Origin of the sequence: Roseovarius confluentis, assembly GCF_002917925.1 — a bacterium.
Classification (GTDB): domain Bacteria; phylum Pseudomonadota; class Alphaproteobacteria; order Rhodobacterales; family Rhodobacteraceae; genus Roseovarius; species Roseovarius confluentis.
In genome coordinates, this window is record NZ_PPFE01000001.1 from 632,836 (window position 1) to 651,888 (window position 19,053).

General features: G+C 65.5%; 22 protein-coding genes. 1 reads left to right on the forward strand and 21 read right to left on the reverse strand.

Annotated elements, in window-relative coordinates; all coding sequences use genetic code 11:
- Positions 1–5 precede the first annotated feature (5 nt).
- From C2I35_RS03030 to C2I35_RS03115, 16 genes are all read right to left on the reverse strand, one after another.
- A complete protein-coding gene (locus C2I35_RS03030) occupies positions 6–218 on the reverse strand; it encodes a DUF5337 domain-containing protein (RefSeq protein ID WP_103761522.1) in 213 nt (70 codons plus the stop codon).
- A 13-nt stretch (positions 219–231) separates the two neighbouring features.
- Positions 232–1,170, reverse strand: coding sequence for a helix-hairpin-helix domain-containing protein (locus tag C2I35_RS22285; protein ID WP_211286103.1), 939 nt, complete (start codon positions 1,168–1,170; stop codon positions 232–234).
- A gap of 29 nt (positions 1,171–1,199) precedes the next feature.
- A complete protein-coding gene (locus tag C2I35_RS03050) occupies positions 1,200–2,435 on the reverse strand; it encodes an NADH-quinone oxidoreductase subunit E (RefSeq protein WP_103761884.1) in 1,236 nt (411 codons plus the stop codon).
- Entirely contained in the window at positions 2,435–2,725 is a 291-nt protein-coding gene (locus C2I35_RS03055; protein ID WP_245890372.1) for a hypothetical protein, read from the reverse strand. The genes C2I35_RS03050 and C2I35_RS03055 overlap by 1 nt, the downstream gene beginning before the upstream one ends.
- A gap of 75 nt (positions 2,726–2,800) precedes the next feature.
- Positions 2,801–4,039 carry an NADH-quinone oxidoreductase subunit D gene (locus C2I35_RS03060; RefSeq protein WP_211286104.1) on the reverse strand — a complete coding sequence of 413 codons (1,239 nt, stop codon included), beginning with the start codon at positions 4,037–4,039 and terminating at the stop codon, positions 2,801–2,803.
- Positions 4,036–4,218 carry a hypothetical protein gene (locus tag C2I35_RS03065; RefSeq protein WP_103761525.1) on the reverse strand — a complete coding sequence of 61 codons (183 nt, stop codon included), beginning with the start codon at positions 4,216–4,218 and terminating at the stop codon, positions 4,036–4,038. The genes C2I35_RS03060 and C2I35_RS03065 overlap by 4 nt, the downstream gene beginning before the upstream one ends.
- A 27-nt stretch (positions 4,219–4,245) precedes the next feature.
- Positions 4,246–4,857, reverse strand: a complete 612-nt coding sequence (locus tag C2I35_RS03070) for an NADH-quinone oxidoreductase subunit C (protein ID WP_103761526.1) — start codon at positions 4,855–4,857, stop codon at positions 4,246–4,248.
- A 21-nt stretch (positions 4,858–4,878) separates the two neighbouring features.
- On the reverse strand, positions 4,879–5,514 hold the full coding sequence (locus C2I35_RS03075) for a NuoB/complex I 20 kDa subunit family protein (protein ID WP_245890373.1): 636 nt from the start codon (positions 5,512–5,514) through the stop codon (positions 4,879–4,881).
- Positions 5,505–5,870 carry an NADH-quinone oxidoreductase subunit A gene (locus C2I35_RS03080; protein ID WP_057789898.1) on the reverse strand — a complete coding sequence of 122 codons (366 nt, stop codon included), beginning with the start codon at positions 5,868–5,870 and terminating at the stop codon, positions 5,505–5,507. Before C2I35_RS03080 ends, C2I35_RS03075 begins: the two co-directional genes overlap by 10 nt.
- A 307-nt stretch (positions 5,871–6,177) precedes the next feature.
- The gene (locus C2I35_RS03085) at positions 6,178–7,440 is read right to left on the reverse strand and encodes a hypothetical protein (protein WP_103761527.1); all 1,263 of its coding nucleotides are present in this window, start codon (positions 7,438–7,440) and stop codon (positions 6,178–6,180) included.
- An 81-nt stretch (positions 7,441–7,521) separates the two neighbouring features.
- Positions 7,522–8,310: a crotonase/enoyl-CoA hydratase family protein gene (locus C2I35_RS03090; RefSeq protein WP_103761528.1), complete on the reverse strand. Its 789-nt coding sequence runs from the start codon at positions 8,308–8,310 to the stop codon at positions 7,522–7,524.
- 62 nt (positions 8,311–8,372) lie between these two features.
- Positions 8,373–9,227 carry a hydroxymethylglutaryl-CoA lyase gene (locus C2I35_RS03095; RefSeq protein WP_103761529.1) on the reverse strand — a complete coding sequence of 285 codons (855 nt, stop codon included), beginning with the start codon at positions 9,225–9,227 and terminating at the stop codon, positions 8,373–8,375.
- Positions 9,220–9,903, reverse strand: a complete 684-nt coding sequence (locus C2I35_RS03100; protein ID WP_103761887.1) for a glutathione S-transferase family protein — start codon at positions 9,901–9,903, stop codon at positions 9,220–9,222. Before C2I35_RS03100 ends, C2I35_RS03095 begins: the two co-directional genes overlap by 8 nt.
- The gene (locus C2I35_RS22065; RefSeq protein ID WP_170067102.1) at positions 9,900–10,043 is read right to left on the reverse strand and encodes a hypothetical protein; all 144 of its coding nucleotides are present in this window, start codon (positions 10,041–10,043) and stop codon (positions 9,900–9,902) included. The genes C2I35_RS03100 and C2I35_RS22065 overlap by 4 nt, the downstream gene beginning before the upstream one ends.
- A 219-nt stretch (positions 10,044–10,262) precedes the next feature.
- Positions 10,263–12,212 (reverse strand): ATP-binding protein, encoded by a 1,950-nt coding sequence (locus C2I35_RS03110; RefSeq protein ID WP_103761888.1) that lies wholly within the window; start codon positions 12,210–12,212, stop codon positions 10,263–10,265.
- Between the two features lie 122 nt (positions 12,213–12,334).
- Positions 12,335–13,939, reverse strand: coding sequence for a carboxyl transferase domain-containing protein (locus tag C2I35_RS03115; protein ID WP_103761531.1), 1,605 nt, complete (start codon positions 13,937–13,939; stop codon positions 12,335–12,337).
- 170 nt (positions 13,940–14,109) lie between these two features.
- Between C2I35_RS03115 and C2I35_RS03120 the strand changes: the two genes are divergently transcribed.
- A complete protein-coding gene (locus C2I35_RS03120) occupies positions 14,110–14,721 on the forward strand; it encodes an OmpW/AlkL family protein (RefSeq protein ID WP_103761532.1) in 612 nt (203 codons plus the stop codon).
- An 80-nt stretch (positions 14,722–14,801) separates the two neighbouring features.
- Here the strand turns inward: C2I35_RS03120 and C2I35_RS03125 are convergent, their stop codons facing one another.
- From C2I35_RS03125 to C2I35_RS03145, 5 genes are read right to left on the reverse strand one after another with little or no spacing between them, the layout of a single operon-like run.
- Positions 14,802–15,407 carry a hypothetical protein gene (locus tag C2I35_RS03125; RefSeq protein WP_103761533.1) on the reverse strand — a complete coding sequence of 202 codons (606 nt, stop codon included), beginning with the start codon at positions 15,405–15,407 and terminating at the stop codon, positions 14,802–14,804.
- A gap of 2 nt (positions 15,408–15,409) precedes the next feature.
- Complete coding sequence (locus C2I35_RS03130) at positions 15,410–15,886, reverse strand: lysozyme inhibitor LprI family protein (protein WP_103761534.1); 477 nt, start codon at positions 15,884–15,886, stop codon at positions 15,410–15,412.
- The gene (locus C2I35_RS03135; protein WP_245890374.1) at positions 15,883–17,451 is read right to left on the reverse strand and encodes an AMP-binding protein; all 1,569 of its coding nucleotides are present in this window, start codon (positions 17,449–17,451) and stop codon (positions 15,883–15,885) included. The genes C2I35_RS03130 and C2I35_RS03135 overlap by 4 nt, the downstream gene beginning before the upstream one ends.
- A 1-nt stretch (position 17,452) precedes the next feature.
- Entirely contained in the window at positions 17,453–17,761 is a 309-nt protein-coding gene (locus C2I35_RS03140; RefSeq protein ID WP_103761535.1) for a hypothetical protein, read from the reverse strand.
- Between the two features lie 3 nt (positions 17,762–17,764).
- A complete protein-coding gene (locus tag C2I35_RS03145) occupies positions 17,765–18,928 on the reverse strand; it encodes an isovaleryl-CoA dehydrogenase (RefSeq protein WP_103761536.1) in 1,164 nt (387 codons plus the stop codon).
- Positions 18,929–19,053 lie beyond the last annotated feature (125 nt).

Sequence of the window (19,053 nt, forward strand, 5' to 3'; positions counted from 1 at the left end):
AACCCCTAGTTTCCCCGGCTGTCGCGCCAGATTTGATAGATGAGCCAGAAGGCAAACAGGAATCCCGCCAGTGCCACAAGGTCGAAGGCGAGGCGCAGCTCGGTGCTGAACCCCTCCTTCTCGCCGATCAGGGTGACCAGCACCCAGAACACGCCCGTGCCGGCAATCACCAGCCCGGCGCGTCGGCCCTTTTTCGACACTGAGTTTCGGTCGCTCATTCGCCTCGCTCATTCAGTAAACATCACCCTTGTCCACGCGCTTCGAGAACTCGGTATCGCCGCCCGCCGCCAGGGTTTTCGCCTGATCGATCCAGTTGTCGCGGCTCACCCGGCCCTTGAAGCCGATAAGGTTCGCGTCGACCCATGCCACCTCGTCAGAGGTCCAGTTGGCAATCTGGTCGAAATGGTAGAACCCCATGTCGTGCAGCACGCCTTCCAGCTTCGGACCGACGCCCTTGATTTCCTTCAGGTTGTCGGCGCTTCCACCGCGCGGGCCGGACAGCGTCGAGGGCTTGGTGCCCACATCCTCTTTGGCGGCGTCCGCGGTCTTCGTCTTCGCCTTCGGCTTGGCCGCCGCCTTCTTGGTCTTGGCCTTTTTCTCAGGCTTAGGCGCCTTCGGCGCGGGATCTACTTTGGCCCCCGCCTCTGCATCCGTCGAGGCCGAGGTAAAGGTCGGATCCTGCGCCGTGGCGGCATCGTTCCCGCCGGAATGCGTCTCGGCCCGCATCGCGACCTTGTCGGTTCCCGCCGCCGCGGCGCTCGTGCCCGTGCGCGCGTTCAAAGGATCGGCCTTGTTCGGCAGGATCGGCTCGGGCTCGGTGCCCACCGGCGGATTCGGTTTCGGCGGGTTGGGCACGGGCGCATTCGGCGCGGGCGTGCCCCGGTCCTTCGGTGCATTCGCCTTCGGCGGGCCGGAGGGCTTGCCGCCAGATGAAGCCGCTGTCGCAGTTCCCTCGGGCATTTCCTCCAACTGCCCCAGGTCCGCGTTCTCGCCGGTGCAGAAGATCTGCAACAGAACCAACGCCATGAACACGCCCATCGCAAGCCCCAGCAGAAGCGCCGCGAAGATCCCGACTTTGCCGATCGCAGCGTAGATCGCGATGATCCCCGCTGCAAAACCGACGCCCAAGCATACCAGCTTGCACTGTGACTTCAGTATATCATCGAACATGGCTCAACTCCCTTTGGCGTGAAGATCGTCTAGTAGACGTCCCCCTTTTTGACTTTCTTCGAAAAATCCGTCGTTCCGCCATCGGCCAGAGTTTTCGCCTGGGCGACCCAGTCGTCCCGGCTCACGCGGCCCTTGAACCCTTCCAGGTTCTGATCCACCCAGGCCACTTCCTGCGGCCCCCATGCAGCGATCTGATCGAAATGGTAAAAGCCCATGGAGTGCAGAAGTTGCTCCAGCTTCGGCCCCACGCCCTTGATCATCTTCAGGTCATCCGCCCCGCCGTCGCGCGGCGCGTCCATCGTCTCGGGCTTGGTGCCCGCGTCTTCGGATTCCGCTGCGGGCGCCTTGGCCTTGGCCCTCTTGCTCTTGTCGTCGCCAGCCGGTTCGTCCTTGGACACCGGGTTGGCCTTGCTCTTGGCGGGCGCCTCGGCCTTGGTCGTACCGGTATCGTCGGCGGGCCGGCCTTCAGAGCGGTCGGGTTTCGGCGCCTTCAGCCCCGGGTTGGCGGGCGACTCGTTCAGTTTCACTTTCGGCGGCGCGGGCTGATGGTTCGCACCATGCTCGCGCCACGGCGCCACCAGCGGCACCTCGCTGCCGTCGATCCGCTTGATCGTGTCGTCCAGATCCACCGCACGCTGGACCGAGCCATTATATTTCGTGTGACCCGAGTCGAACTCTTTCAGCGTCGTCAGACCGGCCAGCGGCTCGGACGCATAGCGCCCGTTCTGCGGCCCCGGCACCGGCACCTTGCCGGCGGCGAACTCGTCGATCATCTCGGCAAACCGCTCGGCGGTCAGATCCTCGTAGTAATCCTTGCCGATCTGCGCCATCGGCGCATTGGCACAGGCCCCAAGGCACTCCACCTCTTCCCAGCTGAACTTGCCGTCGTCGCTGACCGTATGCGGCTTGTCCGCGATCTTTTCACGACACACCCCGATCAGGTCCTCGGCCCCGCAGATCATGCAGGACGTGGTGCCGCAAATCTGGAAATGCGCCACGCTGCCGACCGGAGACAGCTGGAACATGAAATAAAAGCTGGCCACTTCCAGTGCCCGGATATGCGCCATCTCCAGCATCTCGGCGATATGCTCGATCGCCGGGCGTGTCAGCCAGCCTTCCTGCTCCTGCGCCCGCCACAAAAGCGGAATGATGGCGCTCGCCTGGCGCCCTTCGGGATATTTCGAGATCTGCGCCTCGGCCCACGCCTGGTTGTCTGGCGTGAAGGCAAAGCTCTCGGGTTGTTCTCTGTGTAGACGTCTCAGCATCAGGCTGCGCACGCTCCTGTCGTCATTCGGATGCCGCCGCCCTCAAGGCGCACGGCGCGTTCGGTGGTGACCATGTAGGCGGCCATCTGGGTCGATTGCTCGCGGGTCAGGCCGGTCTGCAATTCCACCGGCAGGTAATCCCCCTCGGTCTTCAGGGTGCAGCCGATGCTGGCCACCGCCACCTGGAACTTGGCCACGTCCTGCTCGCCCGTCCCCTCGGGCGGCGCGGTGCAGCCTGCGACGATCCCCATCGCCGCAATGGCGCCCATCAAACCGAATTTTGTCTTCATCTTGTCGTCTCTCCGAACCTTCGCCGCCCCTGTTTCGGCCTTGTTCTTCTACAGGGTCAATATCCGTTGTCCCGCCTAGCGGTCGATCTCCCCAAAGACCACGTCCATCGTCCCGATGATCGCCGCCACGTCGGCCAGCTGGTGCCCGCTCGCAACATGGTCCATCGCCTGCAAATGCAGGTAGCCCGGCGCGCGCAGCTTGGCGCGATAGGGCTTGTTGGTGCCGTCCGACACCAGGTAGACGCCGAATTCCCCCTTGGGCGCCTCGACGGCGGCGTAAACCTCGCCCTCCGGCACGTGGAAGCCTTCGGTATACAGCTTGAAGTGATGGATAAGGGCCTCCATCGAGGTCTTCATCTCGCCCCGCTTGGGCGGCGTGACCTTGCCGCGGGACAGGATATCGCCCTGCCCCTCGGGCGCGCGGAGCTTCTCGATCGCCTGCAGCATGATCGACGCCGACTGGCGCATCTCCTCCATCCGGATCAGATAGCGGTCATAGCAGTCGCCGTTCTTGCCGACGGGGATCTGGAAATCGAACTCGTCGTAGCATTCATAGGGCTGCGACCGGCGCAGGTCCCACGCCATCCCGCTGCCGCGGACCATCACGCCGGAAAAGCCCCAGTCCAGCGCCTCCTGCTGGCTGACGACGCCGATATCGGCGTTACGCTGCTTGAAGATGCGGTTCTCCGTCAGCAGCCCGTCGATATCGTCCATGAACTTCGGAAATTCGTCCCGCGCCCAGGTCTCGATATCGTCCAGCAACTCCGGCGGAAGGTCCTGGTGCACGCCACCGGGCCGGAAATAGGCCGCGTGCAGCCGCGCGCCACAGGCCCGCTCGTAGAAGATCATCAGCTTCTCGCGTTCCTCGAAGCCCCACAGCGGCGGGGTCAGCGCGCCCACGTCCATCGCCTGCGTCGTGACGTTCAGAAGGTGGCTCAGGATTCGCCCGATCTCGGAAAACAGCACCCGGATCAGGCTCGCGCGGCGCGGCACCTCGACGCCGGTCAGCTTCTCGATCGCCAGGCACCAGGCGTGCTCCTGGTTCATCGGCGCCACGTAGTCCAGCCGGTCGAAATAGGGCAGGTTCTGCAGGTATGTCCGGCTCTCCATCAGCTTCTCGGTGCCACGGTGCAGCAAGCCAATGTGGGGATCGCAGCGTTCCACGATCTCGCCGTCCAGCTCCAGCACAAGGCGCAACACGCCGTGCGCCGCCGGGTGCTGCGGGCCGAAGTTGATGTTGAAGTTACGGATCTTCTGCTCGCCGGTCTCGGCGTCGGCAAAGCCCTTCGTCATCGTGTTGGAGCCGTCCATCATCCTTGGTCTCCTTTTCCTCTATCGTCCGCGCGCGGGCCGAACGCCATCAGGTACAAAAGCGCCAGTGCGCCCAGCGGAAAGATCGCCACCAGCGCCCATGGGCTGGCGATGCCGTAGCCCGGCAGCAGCTTCCAGAACGGGACCACGAACGCCGCCATGAACAGTATCACCCAGACCATGTCGGCTGCCCCATATTCCGCCCCGGCTCACTTGGCCTTCTCGTCGGTTTTCTCGTCGCCCGGAAGGATATAGTCGGCACCCTCCCACGGACTCATGAAATCGAACTGCCGGTATTCCTGCGTCAGGTTCACCGGCTCGTAGACCACGCGTTTCTGCACTTCGTCATAGCGCACTTCCGTATAGCCCGTGGTCGGAAAATCCTTGCGCAGCGGGAAGCCGCGGAACCCATAGTCGGTCAGGATGCGCCGCAGGTCCGGGTGGCCGCTGAACAGCACGCCGTACATGTCGAACACCTCGCGTTCGAACCAGTTGGCCGACGGGTGGATATCGGTGATCGACGGCACCATGTCCTCTTCGCGCACCGCAACGCGCAGGCGGATGCGCTGGTTCTGGTACATGCTCAGGAAATGGTAGACCACGTCGAACCGCTTGGGCCGGTCCGGGTAATCCACCGCCGTGATGTCCACCAACGTCGAAAAGCGGCAGTTCGGATCGGTCTTCAGGAATTCCACCAGTCCCTTGATGCTGGTCAAGGCCACGGTCACGTTCAGCTCGCCATGATCCACCGACCAGCCGGCCACGCAATCGGGCCGGCGGCTTTCGATATGGGTTCCAAGTTCGGTCAGCGCGTCAGTCATCTTGCATCCCCCAAAGGCGCCTCAGCGCACGATCGTCCCGGTGCGCCGGATCTTGCGTTGCAGCTGCATGATGCCATAGACCAGCGCCTCCGCCGTGGGCGGGCAACCGGGCACGTAGACATCCACCGGCACGATCCGGTCACAGCCGCGCACCACCGAATAGCTGTAGTGATAGTATCCCCCGCCATTGGCGCAGGAGCCCATGCTGATCACGTAGCGCGGCTCGGGCATCTGGTCATAGACCTTGCGCAGCGCCGGCGCCATCTTGTTGGTCAGCGTACCGGCCACGATCATCAGGTCCGACTGGCGCGGGCTGGCGCGCGGCGCCGTGCCGAACCGTTCCAGGTCATAGCGTGGCATCGAGGTGTGCATCATCTCGACGGCACAGCAGGCCAGACCGAAAGTCATCCAGTGCAGGCTACCGGTGCGGGCCCAGTTGATGATGTCCTCGGTCGAGGTGACGAGGAATCCCTTGTCCTGCAATTCGCGGTTCAGCGCCTGCGTGGCGGTGTCGCGCTGGTAATCGTCGGCATATGCCTCCAGCGGCACCTGGCTCGACGGTCCGGTCTTGATCCGCGGAGACTGGTACCCTTCGCTCTGCACCTCGGTGACCATCTCGTCATCGGCGGTGTGCGCGGTCTTGTCCTCTACTGCCATTCCATCGCCCCTTTCCGCCATTCATAGGCAAACCCGGCCGTCAGTACCGCCAGGAAGACCATCATCGACCAGAACGCCGTCATGCTGAGATCCGCGAAGGCAACCGCCCAGGGAAACAGCATCGCAATCTCAAGATCGAAGATGATGAACAGGATCGAGACAAGGTAAAATCGGACATCGAACTTCATCCGCGCGTCGTCGAAGGCGTTGAAGCCGCATTCGTAGGCACTGACCTTTTCCGGGTCGGGGTGCCGCACGGCCAGAACGACCGCGGCGAGGATCAGGACCAGTCCGAGACCGATGGCGATACCCAGAAGAACGAGAACAGGGAGGTACTCCCTCAGCATCTCTTCCACGTGTGGCTCCTTTCATGCGCGCCGTGCCATCAAGGCGGACCGCGCATAAGATTGGCGTACAGTACTCGTGAGGGTTTACCGCTGCCCCGGGGCAGGGTCAACCAAGCGAGACGTGATTTCGCGCGCCCTTCGACGCCAAAAATTCCGCGAATACGCTGCTGTATCGGTAATAGGTGGTTTCTGGTGTACCAGACAAATTGACGCGTCCCGGTTCGCGCGCGAAACGCCCCGGCACTTCGGGGGCACAAACAGGCCCGGATCGCGACGCATACCGCTCTGCGCCGCGCGCCCCTTCAGCCTGCCCCGGTCAGAACGTCAGCTTCAGCCCGGCGATCAGCGTGTGCGACTCAACCGACCTGTCGCCGGTGATTGTCGGCAGGATCAGCGGCACAAAGCCTGCGTTGTACATGTACTCCGCCCCCAGCGTGACATGCCGCGTGGCCTCGTACTCGACGCCCAGGATCACCTGCTCCATCCGTTCCCATTCGGTGCCGTCGGTGCCCTGCACCCCCCGGCTGGCGGAAACCGACCAGGTGATCGGGTTGCCGGCCAGTTCGCGGTGCCACCGCGCCTGCAGCGTCGTCGCCTGCACGTGGTGCCCCGTCGCGGGCCAGCCATGCATCGAGCGCGTGAACTCCGCCTGCACGTCGAATCGCGGCCCGCTCCAGGTCAGGTTGACGTCCCACAGCTCGTTCCAGAAGCGATTGATCCCCCGCCCCGGCGGGTGATGCGCGATGGTGCTGTCATAGATCGACCCGCGTAAAAAGCCGCCCCCGACCGTCAGGTCATGTCCCGGCGCGGTTCCGAACCGATGCGATCCGTTCAACGTGAAATTCGACAGCGCGCCATCGTTCCTCGGGCTGCTGATCACCCGGTTGCCGCGATGCGCCGGAATCAGGGTAAAACTGAACTCGGACCGGTCGGTGACATACCCCAGTTCGATCACCGGGTCTTCGCTCTGGGCCCAGAAATAATGGCTGGAATGGGTGTGGGTGAACGGTGCGTAGCTGGCAAAATTACCGAAACTCAACGTCTTGCGCCCGACCGCCAGGTAAAAGGGCGACCGGTTCAGATCCCCGAAAATTACCATGTACTTGCGCAGCTGCACATCGTCCTGCCCGGGATATTCGACCTCGGTGAACTCGCCCTGTACAAAGCCCGTCACCCACGGCAGCGCCAGCGTGGCATTGAGCGAGATCTCGTTGATCACGCCATAGCTGTCGGACGTGCCGCGCGTATGCGTCGGCGGCAGGCGCGACAGGATGGGAAACTTGCCGGGCGTGTCCGTGCGCTCGGAAATCTGCGTGGCGATCAGCCGCCCGCCAAAGGTAAGCGATCCCTCCGGCACCTGTCCTTTGGCCCGCGCCCGCAGAATTCGCGCCACCTTGTTGGTCACGTCGTTCTGGCGGTCGAAAATCCGTTCGGAATAGCGCAGATCGGCGCGCAATCGGCCGTCCGCCGTCGCGTAAATACCCTCCTCGGCCGCGGCGAAACCAGCCGAGAACCAGCACAGCGCGACGCACAGCATCGCCGTTTCCAAAGCTCCGAGACGTTGCAGAATGCGCTTCATAACCGTCCTTTCCGGCCCCACGGGGCTCAGAAGGCGGCAGAAAAGTTGATTTTTCGTTAAATTCGGCGGTATTTCCGCCGGTCAGTCACCGCCGCGCCAAGGCGGCTCCCGCTTGTCGAAAAACGCCGAGATACCGGCCTGCGCCTCCGCGCCCGCCCAACAGGCGCTGAGCGCCTCGATCGTGTCGCCGATCACGTCCGTGTCGATCTTCGGCCCCAACCGACGCAACAGGCTCTTGGCCTGCGACACGGCCTCTGGCGCGCAGTCCAGGTAGGGCGCAACCTCTTCCTCGATGGCCTGATCCAGCGCATCCTGCGGCACCGCGCGGGCCAAAAGGTCCAGCCGGACCGCTTCGGCGGCATCGAACCGCCGCCCCGACATGAAAAACCGGCGCGCCTTCGCCTCGCCAGTCCGCGCCGCGACATAAGGCCCGATGGTGGCCGGGATTAGCCCCAGCCGCGTCTCCGTGCACGCCATCTGCACGCTGTCCGCGCCCACCGCGACGTCACAGACCGAGATCATGCCCAGCCCGCCGCCGAACGCGTTGCCATGCACCCGCGCGATCAGCGGCTTGGGCAGCGTGTTGAGCGCCTGCAACATGTAGGCCAGCTTGCCCGCCTCCGCGGCCCGCGTCTCGGGATCGGCCGCGAACTGGTCGCGCATCCAGCCAAGGTCGCCCCCGGCACAGAATGTCTTGCCTTCCGCGGCCATCACCACCACGCGCACACTCTCGTCCGCGCCCAGCGTCTGTGCGGCCGCGTGCAGCTCTGCGATCATCCGCGCAGACAAAGCGTTGTGCTTCTCCGCCCGATCCAGCCAGAGCGTCGCCACGCCGCGGTCGTCCCGCTCGATCCTCACCGTTTCGTACATCCGTCCTCTCCCCGCGCCAAAATTCTTCCAAGAATTTTGACAAGAATTTTCGAAAATTCTTGTCACCCGGTCCGCATCGCGCGCGCCATCTCCGCCGCCCGCGCCAGAACATCCCGGTCCAGCCCCGTGTCGTATCCCAGCGACACCAGCCGGTTATGTACCTTTTCGGTCGCCACGTTCCCCTTGGCCCCCGGCGCATAGGGACAGCCCCCCAGCCCTCCGACGGCGGCGTCGAACACGCGTACCCCGTGTTGCAGCGACATCTCGATATTGTCCAGCGCCCGGCCTGCGGTATCATGGTAATGCCCCGCCAGCTTCTCCGCCGGCACCACCTGCGTCACCGCCCGCAGCATGGCGCCGATGCTCTCCGGCGTGCCCTGCCCGACCGTGTCGCCCAGGCTGATCTCGTAACACCCCATCTCGTAAAGCCGCCCCGCCACCTCGGCCACCTGGTCGGGCGCAACGCGCCCATCATAAGGGCAATCCGTCACGCAGGAGACATAGCCGCGCAAAGGCACGCCCACCTCCCGCGCGGCCTCGGCCACCGGGGCAAAGCGCTCCAGGCTCTCCTCGATCGTGGCGTTGATATTGGCCTTGGAAAACCCTTCCGAGGCGGACCCGAAGATCGCCACCTCGTTCGCCGCCGCCGCCATCGCATCCTGGAAACCACGCATGTTGGGCGTCAGCGCGGCATAGCTCACCCCCGGCACACGGGTGATCCCCGCCAGCACCTCGGCCGAGCCGGCCATCTGCGGCACCCATTTGGGGCTGACGAAACTCGCCACCTCGATCCGGGAAAACCCCGCGCCGCTCAGGCAGTCGATCAGCGCCACCTTCTCGGCCACGGATATCTCGCGCTTTTCGTTCTGCAACCCGTCGCGCGGCCCGACCTCGAAGATCTCGACCCGTTCAGACACCCGCGTCCTCCTCCGGCGCCGCATAGAACGCCTGCTCGTATATCCGCGCGCCGCTCTCCTCGGGCAGCGCCGCCTGGAACGCCGCCCGCTCGGTCAGCCTTTCGTACCATTTCGCCGTCTCGGGAAAGCCGTCCAGCGTGGCGAAATGCTGCGCCATGTACACCGCCTGCCCCACGGCGATATCGCAGGCCGAATAGCCCCCGGTCAGCAGGTAATCGCGGTTCTCCACCGGCGTGCTCAGCCGCGCCTCGATCGCGCCATAGCATTTGCGCAGCCGCGCCGCCTCCAGCTGCATCACCGTCGGGCTGCGCATGTGATCCTCGCGCAGCGCGATATGCTGCTGGGTCAGGATCGCGACATGCTGGCTCACCGTCTCGGCGAAATTCAACCAGACCAGATAGGCCATCCGGTCCATGTCGCCGGGCATCCGCCCCATCCCGCGTTCCGGGAACTTCTCGCACAGGTATTCCAACATCGCGCCCGATTCGAACATCCGCTCGCCCTCGATCTCCAGCGCGGGCACACGCCCCGCCGGCGACAGGCTCAGGAATTCCGGCTGGCGCAGGCTCTTGTCGAACGCATGGGTCACCACGCGAAACTCGACGCCTTCCAACTCGTTCAGCAGCCACAACACCCGCATCGAGCGGCTTTGCGGCACATGGTGCAGGACAATCACGCCATCGTCTCCTTGGTCAGCACCGGACGCGTCGCTTGCGCCGCGGGGCAGGTTTGCATCCAGCCGCACCACGCCGCCAACGCGGATCCTGCGGCGATCCTCTCCTCCCTGCCCGGCACCATGTCAAAATAATCCAGCATCGGCCACAGGTGCCATTGTGCCAGCTCCAAAGCGCCGGAGCGCCCTCGCCTCCAACACGGGACTCCGGCCAAACGTTTGCAGCCGGGTCAAAGCCTCGGCGCCTTCTCCAAAAGGATCACCCTCGTCAAAGTCATGCGTCAACCCCTTCGCCGCCAACCCCATCCGCACGCTGCGCATACAGACGCCAAAGTGATAGCCCGTCAGCCGCAAACCATCCGTCACGCCGCCGCCTCCGCGTCCTCCTCCAGCCGGATCAGCGCCGCCCCGGCCTCCACCTGTGTGCCCGCATCGGCCAGCACCTCGGCCACCACCCCGTCGCGCGGGGCCAGCAGGCTGTGCTCCATCTTCATCGCTTCCAGCACGGCCAGCCGGTCGCCCTTGGCCACTTCCTGCCCGGCTTCGGCAAAGACAGCCTTGACCATGCCGGGCATCGGCGCCTCGATCACGCTGGCGTCGCCTGCGGCAAACTCGCCCCGCTCCAGCGGGTCGAGGATGTCGAACCCGATCCCGTAGCCCGCAAAGACCGTCACCAGGTCGCCCGTCACCGCCACCTCCGGCGCCAGCGCCCCGTCCAGCTGCCAGCGCCCGCCCACGCGCCGCGCCGCGACCCGCCTGTCGCCGACCTCCACGTCATGCGCCTCCGCGGACAGGCTTTGCACCTTTGCCTGCACCTCCTCCCCCTCGCGCCGCAGCACCACGCTCCGCCGCAAAGGCTGCCACAGGACAAACCCGGTCGCCGCCCCGCCACCGTCCAACAGGCCAAGGCTCGCCAACGCCGCCAGCGCCACAGTGGCATCACTCACCTCCGGCGCCGCGCTCAACGCCTCCAGGTCCCGTGCGATCAGCCCGGTATCCACCTCGCCGCGGCCAAACGCGTCGTGCCGCGCCAGCGCCCCCAGGAAAGCCAGGTTCGTCACCGTCCCTGCCACCTGCGTGGCTTCCAGCGCAGCGCCCAGCCGCTGCAACGCCACCGCCCGCGTCGGCCCATGCGTCGTCAGCTTGGCAATCATCGGGTCGTAATGCGGGCTGATCTCGTCCCCCGCCCGAACCCCGGTATCCGCCCGCGCCCCCTCGGGAAACACCAGGTGCCGCAAGCACCCCGTCGCAGGCAGAAACCCTTTTGGCACGTCCTCCGCATAGAGCCGCGCCTCGAACGCATGGCCATTGATCGACAGGTCCTCCTGCCGCTTCGGCAGCCCCTCGCCCGCGGCCACGCGCAACTGCCACTCCACCAGGTCGACGCCGGTGATCTCTTCCGTCACCGGATGCTCCACCTGCAGCCGGGTGTTCATCTCCATGAACCAAAAGCCGTCGCTGCGCAGCCCATCCGCACCGTCCACGATGAACTCCACCGTCCCCGCCCCGGCATAGCCGATCGCCTCCGCCGCACGCACCGCCGCCGCGCCCATGGCCTCGCGCACCTCCTCGGTCATCCCCGGCGCTGGCGCCTCCTCGATGACCTTCTGGTGCCGTCGCTGCAACGAGCAATCCCGCTCGAAAAGATGCACGGCGCTCTGCCCGTCGCCAAAGACCTGCACCTCGATATGCCGCGGCTGCTGGATATACTTCTCGATCAGGACAGCGGCGTTGCCAAAGGCCGTCTTCGCTTCGGCTTTTGCACTCTCCAGCGCTTCGGCAAAGCTCTTGGCCTCCTCTACCAGCCGCATCCCCTTGCCGCCGCCGCCCGCCACGGCCTTGATCAGCACCGGATATCCGATCTCCCCGGCCTTTTCGGCCAGGACCCCCGGATCCTGATCCTCGCCATGATAGCCCGGCACCACCGGCACCCCGGCCTCGTGCATCAACGCCTTGGCCGCATCCTTCAGCCCCATCGCCCGGATCGCCTTGGCCGACGGCCCGATAAAGACCAGCCCCGCCGCCTCGACCGCCTCCACGAAATCCGGGTTCTCGCTCAAAAAGCCATAGCCCGGATGGATCGCCTGCGCCCCCGTTGCCCTTGCCGCTTCGATGATCCGCGCGCCATCCAGGTAGCTCTCCGCCGGCGCCGCCCCGCCGATATGCACAGCGGCATCCGCCAGCGCCACATGCCGCGCCGCCCGGTCGGCATCGGAATAGACTGCGACACAGCGCACCCCCATGGCCCGCGCCGTCTCCATCACGCGGCAGGCGATCTCGCCCCGGTTGGCAATCAGGATCGTGTCAAACATGGCTCCCGCCTCCGTCACATCCGGGCCCGGAGGCGCATCCGCGCCCCACGCCCACATTCATCGTTCCCAAAACACTCAAACTCCGACGCCGCCACACGCGCGCCGCCCGATACCCGCGCGCCTCACATCCGAAACAGGCCAAACCGCGTCTCCTCCACCGGCGCGTTCAGCGCCGCCCGCAAGCTCAGCGACAAGACCTGCCGCGATTTCCTCGGATCAATGATCCCGTCATCCCAAAGCCGTGCGCTGGCATAAAGCGGATGGCTCTGCGCCTCGAACATGTCGATCGTCGGCTGCTTGAACGCCGCCTCCTCGTCGGCGCTCCAGGTCCCGCCCTTGCGCTCGATCGCGTCACGCTTCACCGTGGCCAGCACGCCCGCCGCCTGCGCGCCGCCCATCACGGATATCCGCGAATTCGGCCAGGTCCACAGGAACCGCGGCTGATAGGCCCGCCCCGCCATGCCGTAATTCCCGGCGCCGAACGACCCGCCCACCAGCATCGTCACCTTGGGCACGCTCGTCGTCGCCACGGCCGTCACCATCTTGGCTCCGTGCCGCGCGATCCCCTCGTTCTCGTACCGGCGGCCCACCATGAACCCGGTGATGTTCTGCAGGAACACCAGCGGCACTTTGCGCTGGCTGCACAGCTCGATGAAATGCGCGCCTTTCTGAGCGGCTTCGGAAAACAGCACGCCGTTGTTGGCGACAATCCCCACCGGACAGCCCTCGACATGGGCAAACCCGGTGACCAGCGTCTCGCCGAACCGCGCCTTGAACTCGTCGAACCGGCTGCCATCCACCAGCCGCGCGATCACTTCGCGGATGTCATAGGGCGTGCGCAGATCCCCCGGCACCACGCCCAATATCTCCTCGGGGTCATAGGCCGGCTCCTCCGGCGCCTCCATCCGTAGGGTGGGTGACACCCCACCCCCCAACGACCCCACGGCCCGCCGCGCCAAGGCCAGCGCATGCGCATCATCCTCGGCCAGGTAATCCGCCACGCCGCTCAGCCGCGTATGCACATCCCCGCCGCCCAGGTCCTCGGCGGTCACGTCCTCGCCCGTCGCCGCCTTCACCAGCGGCGGCCCTGCCAGGAAAATCGTCCCCTGGTCCCGCACGATGATCGTCACGTCGCTCATCGCGGGCACATACGCCCCGCCTGCCGTGCACGACCCCATGACGACAGCGATCTGCGCAATCCCCTTCGCGCTCATCCGCGCCTGGTTGTAGAAAATCCGCCCGAAATGATCCCGGTCCGGAAACACCTCGTCCTGGTTGGGCAGGTTCGCCCCGCCCGAATCCACCAGGTAGATGCAAGGCAAGCGGCATTCCTCGGCGATCTCCTGCGCCCGCAGGTGCTTTTTCACCGTCATCGGGTAATACGTGCCACCCTTCACCGTGGCGTCGTTGCACACCACCATGCAGTCGCGGCCCTGCACGCGCCCCACGCCCGCGATCACCCCGGCACAGGGCGCCGCCCCGTCGTAAAGCCCATGTGCGGCCACCGCGCCCACCTCCAGGAACGGGCTGCCCGGGTCCAGCAGGTTCGCCACCCGTTCCCTTGGCGGCATCTTGCCTCGGCTCTTGTGGCGCTCCCGCGCGGCCTCGCCGCCACCTTCGGCCGCGGCGCGCGCGGCCTCTTCCACCACCGCCAGCGCGTCCAGATGCGCCTTCCGGTTGGCCTGGAATTCCGCCGATCCGGTCAGAATCTGAGAGGAAATCTTCATCCCGCCACTCCTTTCGCACTCATCTGTTGGGGCCGCGCCCCCGCTGCACCGCAAAACACAGTGACATATTTGCAACGCCCCGCGAACTCGCTGCGATTTTGACATACATCAAGGCGGTTTAGCCCGGCCCGCGTCATCTTCCGCTCAAACAACTCAGAAGTGGAAAGACCATGAAACATCTCACCGCCCTCGCACTCGCAGCACTCGTCGCCGGCGCGGTTCCGGCCTTCGCGCAGGAGCGTGGCGACGTCTCTCTCGGCGTCGGCCTCGCCGGCGTCATCCCCGAAAGCGGAAACGGCGTGCTCGCCGGCCCGACGCCGATCAGCGTCGAAAACGGCTACTCGCTCTCGCTGACCGGCGAATACTTCATCGCCGACAACCTCGGGATCGAACTTCTGGCCGCCTGGCCCTTCGCCCATGACATTGACTCCGGCGGCGTCAAGATCGGCGAGGTCAAGCACCTGCCGCCCACGCTCTCGCTGCAATATCACTTCACCAACAAAGGCAACGTCACACCCTTCATCGGCGCGGGCATCAACTATACCACCTTCACCGAGGACAAGGCCGTCGGCCCGCTCGTCGGCAACAGCCTCGACCTCGACGACAGCTGGGGACTCGCCCTGCACGCGGGCCTTGATTACAAGGTCTCCGAGCATGGTGCCCTGCGGACAGACGTGCGTTGGATGAACATCGAAAGCGACGTGAAACTGAACGGCGTGGACATCGGCAAGGCCAAGATCAATCCGTGGGTCTTCGGCGTGTCCTACGTCCACACGTTCTGAACCGTTCCGGCGAACCCGGACACAGGCGGGGCGGGCCTTCGGGCCGGCCCCGTTTTCGTATGCGGCAAGCATCACCCGGGTCATTCTTCCGGCCTCGACCGTGGCCGCACCGGGTCGGGCGCGGCGATCCAGCCCGCCTCGAAGGCAGGCGGCACCATGTCCTGGTGCCGCGCCACCTGCCACGCGATCACCGCGGCGCGCAGCCGCCCGTTGGCCTCGCGCGCCCGGCACCACATCTCCATCCGCGGGCTGTGCCCGGCACAATCCTGCCCCGCCGACATGCCATGCGCCAAGTGGAAGAGCTGCTCGTAAAGCACGTCTGCAAAAGGTTTTTCCACCTCCGCGCCTTCCGCGTCTTTCGGCTCCGGCAACTCGGTCAGCACCCGCGCCCGCCAGATATCCTGCTCCACCGCCAGCGCCTTCTGACAGCCCAGCGGTTCCTCGGACCGGTCGCAGATCACGATCCCGATCGTGCCGCAAAACTCCACCCCGTTCACATTGGCCAGCGGATAGCCCGCCTTCTCCGCCGGGGTCGGCGCAAAGGCATCGACCGCCTGCTCATAGCGCAGGATCTCGCCGCGCAGGCAGGTCTCGAAATCCGGCAGCGGCGCCTCCTCGGCCATCGCCATGGCGGGCCACAGGGCCACCTGCGCCAGCGGCAGGATCAGGTTGCGCCGCCACGCCATTCCTACAGACCTCCGCGCATATCGCGCAGTTCCAGCGACCGCTGCGCCGTCATCCGCATCAGGCAGGACGCCGCCGCGACCGACCGGATTGTGCCGCCCCGGTTGCGCTCATAGGCCAGGCTGCATTCGGCGTCGCGAAAGGCGATCCACGCCCGCTGCGCCGTCAAAAGTGCCTCTGAAACAGGCGGTTGACCGGAATCGAACTGATCGACCTGCGCCCGCGTCGCCTTGTATTCCCGGTTCAAGAACCTGTCCCACACCGCCGTCTCGGCTTGCAGGCACGCAACAATGCCGATGGTCGAGGACCCGCCCGGCTGCGCCTGGCACTGGTTGGCCGCATCGGCCACGCAGCCCGGCACGCCCGCCTCCCGCGGGGCGCTGTCGAAACACGCCGCGACCGTGTTTTCGTTCACGCTCGGGTCCTGCGCCTGCGCGGCGCCTGCCGCTATCAGGACAATCGCAATACTGCGTCCAATCATGCCTCTTCCTCCGTTTCCGCCACGGCCCGTGCCTTCAGTTCCTTGCGAATGACCTTGCCCGTCACCGTCATCGGCAGCGCATCCAGGAACGTCACCTCCCTGGGATAGGAATACCCCGCAAGCCGTTCTTTCACATGGGTTTTCAACGCCTCGGCCAAGGCGTCATCCGCCGTCACTCCGTCCCGCACCACCACATAGGCCTTCACGATCTCGGTACGCAGGGCGTCGGGCTTGCCCACCACTCCCACCGTCGCCACCGCGTCATGGGTCAAAAGGCAATCCTCGATCTCCGCCGGCCCGATCCGATAGCCGGAACTGGTGATCACGTCATCCTCGCGCCCCACGAACCGCAGGAAGTCTCCGTCCCACACGCCCCGGTCGCCGGTCAGCATCCAGTCGCCGCGAAACTTCTCCGCCGTCTGCTCGGGCCGGTTCCAGTATTCCAACATCATGCTGGCCGAGCCGCGCTTAACGGCCACATCGCCCTCATCCTGCGTGGGCTCTCCGTCGCGGTCCAGCACCGCCAACTCGTGCCCCGGCACCACCTTGCCGATGCAGCCCGGTTTCGGGTCGAACAGGCTCTGGCAGCTTGCCGCCACAAGGTTGCACTCGGTCTGTCCGTAAAACTCGTTGATCGTCAGACCAAACGCCCGCCGCCCCCAGTCCAGCATCTCCGCGCCCAACGGCTCGCCCCCGCTGGCAACCGTGCGAAGCCCGTCGATCCGCGCGGCGGCGGCCTTCAGCATCCGCAAGGCGGTGGGCGGAAAAAATATATTTCGAACAGCGCCCTGCCGGATTATCTTCACGCACTCTTCGACATCGAATTTCGGCATGCGCGCCGCCACCACCGGCACACCCAGGCACAGCCCCGGCATCAGGATATTGAACAGCCCGCCAATCCACGCCCAGTCGGCGGGCGTCCACAGGCAATCCCCTTCGTGCTGTCCCAGGAAATCATGCGGCATCTCCACCCCCGGCAAATGCCCTGTCAGCACTCGGTGCCCGTGCAGCGCGCCCTTGGGGCTGCCGGTCGTGCCACTGGTATAGATCAGCACGGCGGGGTCGTCCGGCCCGGTCTCGGCGGTCTCGAAGGCACCCGCATCCGGCAGGTCCGCATGTTCCGGCACGAAGGCCTCCACCTCCGCCACAACCGAAAGCATATCAATACCTTCCGCGTCGGTGACGACGATCTTCGCGCCCGCGTCCCGCACCCGGCTGGTCAGCGCGTCCTCCCGGAATAGCTTGAACAACGGAATGGACACCGCCCCGATCTTCCAGATCGCGATATGCGCGGCGGCGCACCATCCCCCCTGGCTGCGCAGCACGCCCACCCGGTCGCCCCGCGCGACGCCTTTCGCCACCAGCACATGCGCCAGCCGGTCCGCCATGTCCCGCAGATCGCCATAGGTCAGGTCCCGACCCATTTCTGCCAGATCCTTGATCGCCACCCGGTCCGGCTCGGTATCGGCCCAGTCGTCACAGACCTGCGCCGCCATGTTCAGCCGCGCCGGAAGGCTCCAGGAAAACGTGGCCTTCAATGCATCATAATCTTTATGCTCCAGCACCTTACACGCCTCCCTTCATCTCTTTCCGGTCGGTCACATCGCCGAACCGATCGATGAAATACTCTACCCGTCCGCCGTCCGCGCCCGCACAGGTCACCACCAGCCACAGCCCGGCCGACTGCGCCGGCGTCGCGTGGCAATCGGTTCGCGCGGCCCCGGTCTCGGCCACGTAGCGATCCGCCACCGCCTCGATCACCGCAGTTTCGGTCGTGGTCACAGACCGTCCGCCCAGCAGCAGCGCGACCACCGCGCCCAGGCAGACAAGCGCCAGAAGCGGGATGAAAAACCACGGAGCGCGCCCGAACCGCATGGCCTACGCCATCGCCCCCATCAACTCGCGCCCGATCAGCATCCGCCTGATCTCGGACGTGCCCGCCCCGATCTCCATCAGCTTGGCATCCCGGAAAATCCGCGCCACGGCCGCATCGTTCAGAAAGCCCGCGCCCCCCATCGCCTGCACCGCCTGGTGCGCCTGCACCATCGCCTGCTCGCTGGCGTAAAGACAGCAGGCCGCCGCATCCTGCCGCGTCACCTCGCCCCGGTCACACGCCTTGGCCACCTCGTAGACATAGGCCCGGGCCGAATTCATCGCCGTGTACATGTCCGCGATCTTGCCCTGCATCAGCTGGAAATTCCCGATGGGCTGCCCGAACTGCTTGCGCTCGGCCATGTAGGGCATGATCTCGTCCAGGCAGGCCGCCATGATGCCCAACCCGATCCCGGCCAGCACAACGCGCTCGTAGTCCAGGCCCGACATCAGCACCTTCACCCCCTTGCCTTCCTCGCCCAGCACGTTCTCGAACGGCACTTCCACGTCTTCGAAGATCAGCTCCGCCGTGTTCGAGCCGCGCATCCCCAGCTTGTCGAAATGCGCGCTGGTCGTGAACCCGGTCATCGCCTTCTCGATCAGGAACGCGGTGATTCCCTTGGCCCCGGCCTCGGGCTCGGTCTTGGCATAGACCACCAGCGTATCGGCATCCGGTCCGTTGGTGATCCAGTACTTGCTGCCGTTCAGGCGATAGTGATCGTTGCGCATTTCCGCCCGAAGGCTCATCGACACCACGTCACTGCCCGCGCCCGCCTCGGACATGGCCAGCGCGCCCACATGCTCGCCCGAAATCAGCCCGGGCAGGTATTTCGCCCGCTGCGCATCGCTGCCATTCAGCTTGATCTGGTTCACGCACAGGTTGGAATGCGCGCCATAGGACAGCGACACGCTGGCCGAGGCCCGCGCCACCTCTTCGACCGCGACCACATGCGCAAGGTATCCCATCCCGACACCGCCATGCTCCTCCGGCACGGTGATTCCCAACAGGCCCAACTCACCCATCTCGGTCCACAGCTCGGAGGGAAAATCGTTCGTCCGGTCGATCTCGGCGGCCAGCGGCTTCACCCGCTCCTGCGCCCAGCGATGCACCATGTCGCGCAGGGCATGCACGTCCTCGCCTAGGTCGAACTTCATCACCGCGTCGAACATATGCACCCCTCCCGGCATTTATTGAACACTTGTTCATTTATAGGCCCACCCCGGAACGCCGTCAATCCCGCCGCGCCGGCCCGGAACCGATTCCGCGCACCACGTGTTGGCCCACTGACACCCAG

What these genes read in the sequence shown, in the direction of transcription:
- C2I35_RS03030 (WP_103761522.1), bottom strand. Translation starts at nt 218, where the DNA reads ATGAGCGACCGAAACTCAGTGTCGAAAAAGGGCCGACGCGCCGGGCTG.
- C2I35_RS22285 (WP_211286103.1), bottom strand. Translation starts at nt 1,170, where the DNA reads ATGTTCGATGATATACTGAAGTCACAGTGCAAGCTGGTATGCTTGGGC.
- C2I35_RS03050 (WP_103761884.1), bottom strand. Translation starts at nt 2,435, where the DNA reads ATGCTGAGACGTCTACACAGAGAACAACCCGAGAGCTTTGCCTTCACG.
- C2I35_RS03055 (WP_245890372.1), bottom strand. Translation starts at nt 2,725, where the DNA reads ATGAAGACAAAATTCGGTTTGATGGGCGCCATTGCGGCGATGGGGATC.
- C2I35_RS03060 (WP_211286104.1), bottom strand. Translation starts at nt 4,039, where the DNA reads ATGATGGACGGCTCCAACACGATGACGAAGGGCTTTGCCGACGCCGAG.
- C2I35_RS03065 (WP_103761525.1), bottom strand. Translation starts at nt 4,218, where the DNA reads ATGGTCTGGGTGATACTGTTCATGGCGGCGTTCGTGGTCCCGTTCTGG.
- C2I35_RS03070 (WP_103761526.1), bottom strand. Translation starts at nt 4,857, where the DNA reads ATGACTGACGCGCTGACCGAACTTGGAACCCATATCGAAAGCCGCCGG.
- C2I35_RS03075 (WP_245890373.1), bottom strand. Translation starts at nt 5,514, where the DNA reads ATGGCAGTAGAGGACAAGACCGCGCACACCGCCGATGACGAGATGGTC.
- C2I35_RS03085 (WP_103761527.1), bottom strand. Translation starts at nt 7,440, where the DNA reads ATGAAGCGCATTCTGCAACGTCTCGGAGCTTTGGAAACGGCGATGCTG.
- C2I35_RS03090 (WP_103761528.1), bottom strand. Translation starts at nt 8,310, where the DNA reads ATGTACGAAACGGTGAGGATCGAGCGGGACGACCGCGGCGTGGCGACG.
- C2I35_RS22065 (WP_170067102.1), bottom strand. Translation starts at nt 10,043, where the DNA reads ATGCTGGATTATTTTGACATGGTGCCGGGCAGGGAGGAGAGGATCGCC.
- C2I35_RS03110 (WP_103761888.1), bottom strand. Translation starts at nt 12,212, where the DNA reads ATGTTTGACACGATCCTGATTGCCAACCGGGGCGAGATCGCCTGCCGC.
- C2I35_RS03115 (WP_103761531.1), bottom strand. Translation starts at nt 13,939, where the DNA reads ATGAAGATTTCCTCTCAGATTCTGACCGGATCGGCGGAATTCCAGGCC.
- C2I35_RS03120 (WP_103761532.1), top strand. Translation starts at nt 14,110, where the DNA reads ATGAAACATCTCACCGCCCTCGCACTCGCAGCACTCGTCGCCGGCGCG.
- C2I35_RS03125 (WP_103761533.1), bottom strand. Translation starts at nt 15,407, where the DNA reads ATGGCGTGGCGGCGCAACCTGATCCTGCCGCTGGCGCAGGTGGCCCTG.
- C2I35_RS03130 (WP_103761534.1), bottom strand. Translation starts at nt 15,886, where the DNA reads ATGATTGGACGCAGTATTGCGATTGTCCTGATAGCGGCAGGCGCCGCG.
- C2I35_RS03140 (WP_103761535.1), bottom strand. Translation starts at nt 17,761, where the DNA reads ATGCGGTTCGGGCGCGCTCCGTGGTTTTTCATCCCGCTTCTGGCGCTT.
- C2I35_RS03145 (WP_103761536.1), bottom strand. Translation starts at nt 18,928, where the DNA reads ATGTTCGACGCGGTGATGAAGTTCGACCTAGGCGAGGACGTGCATGCC.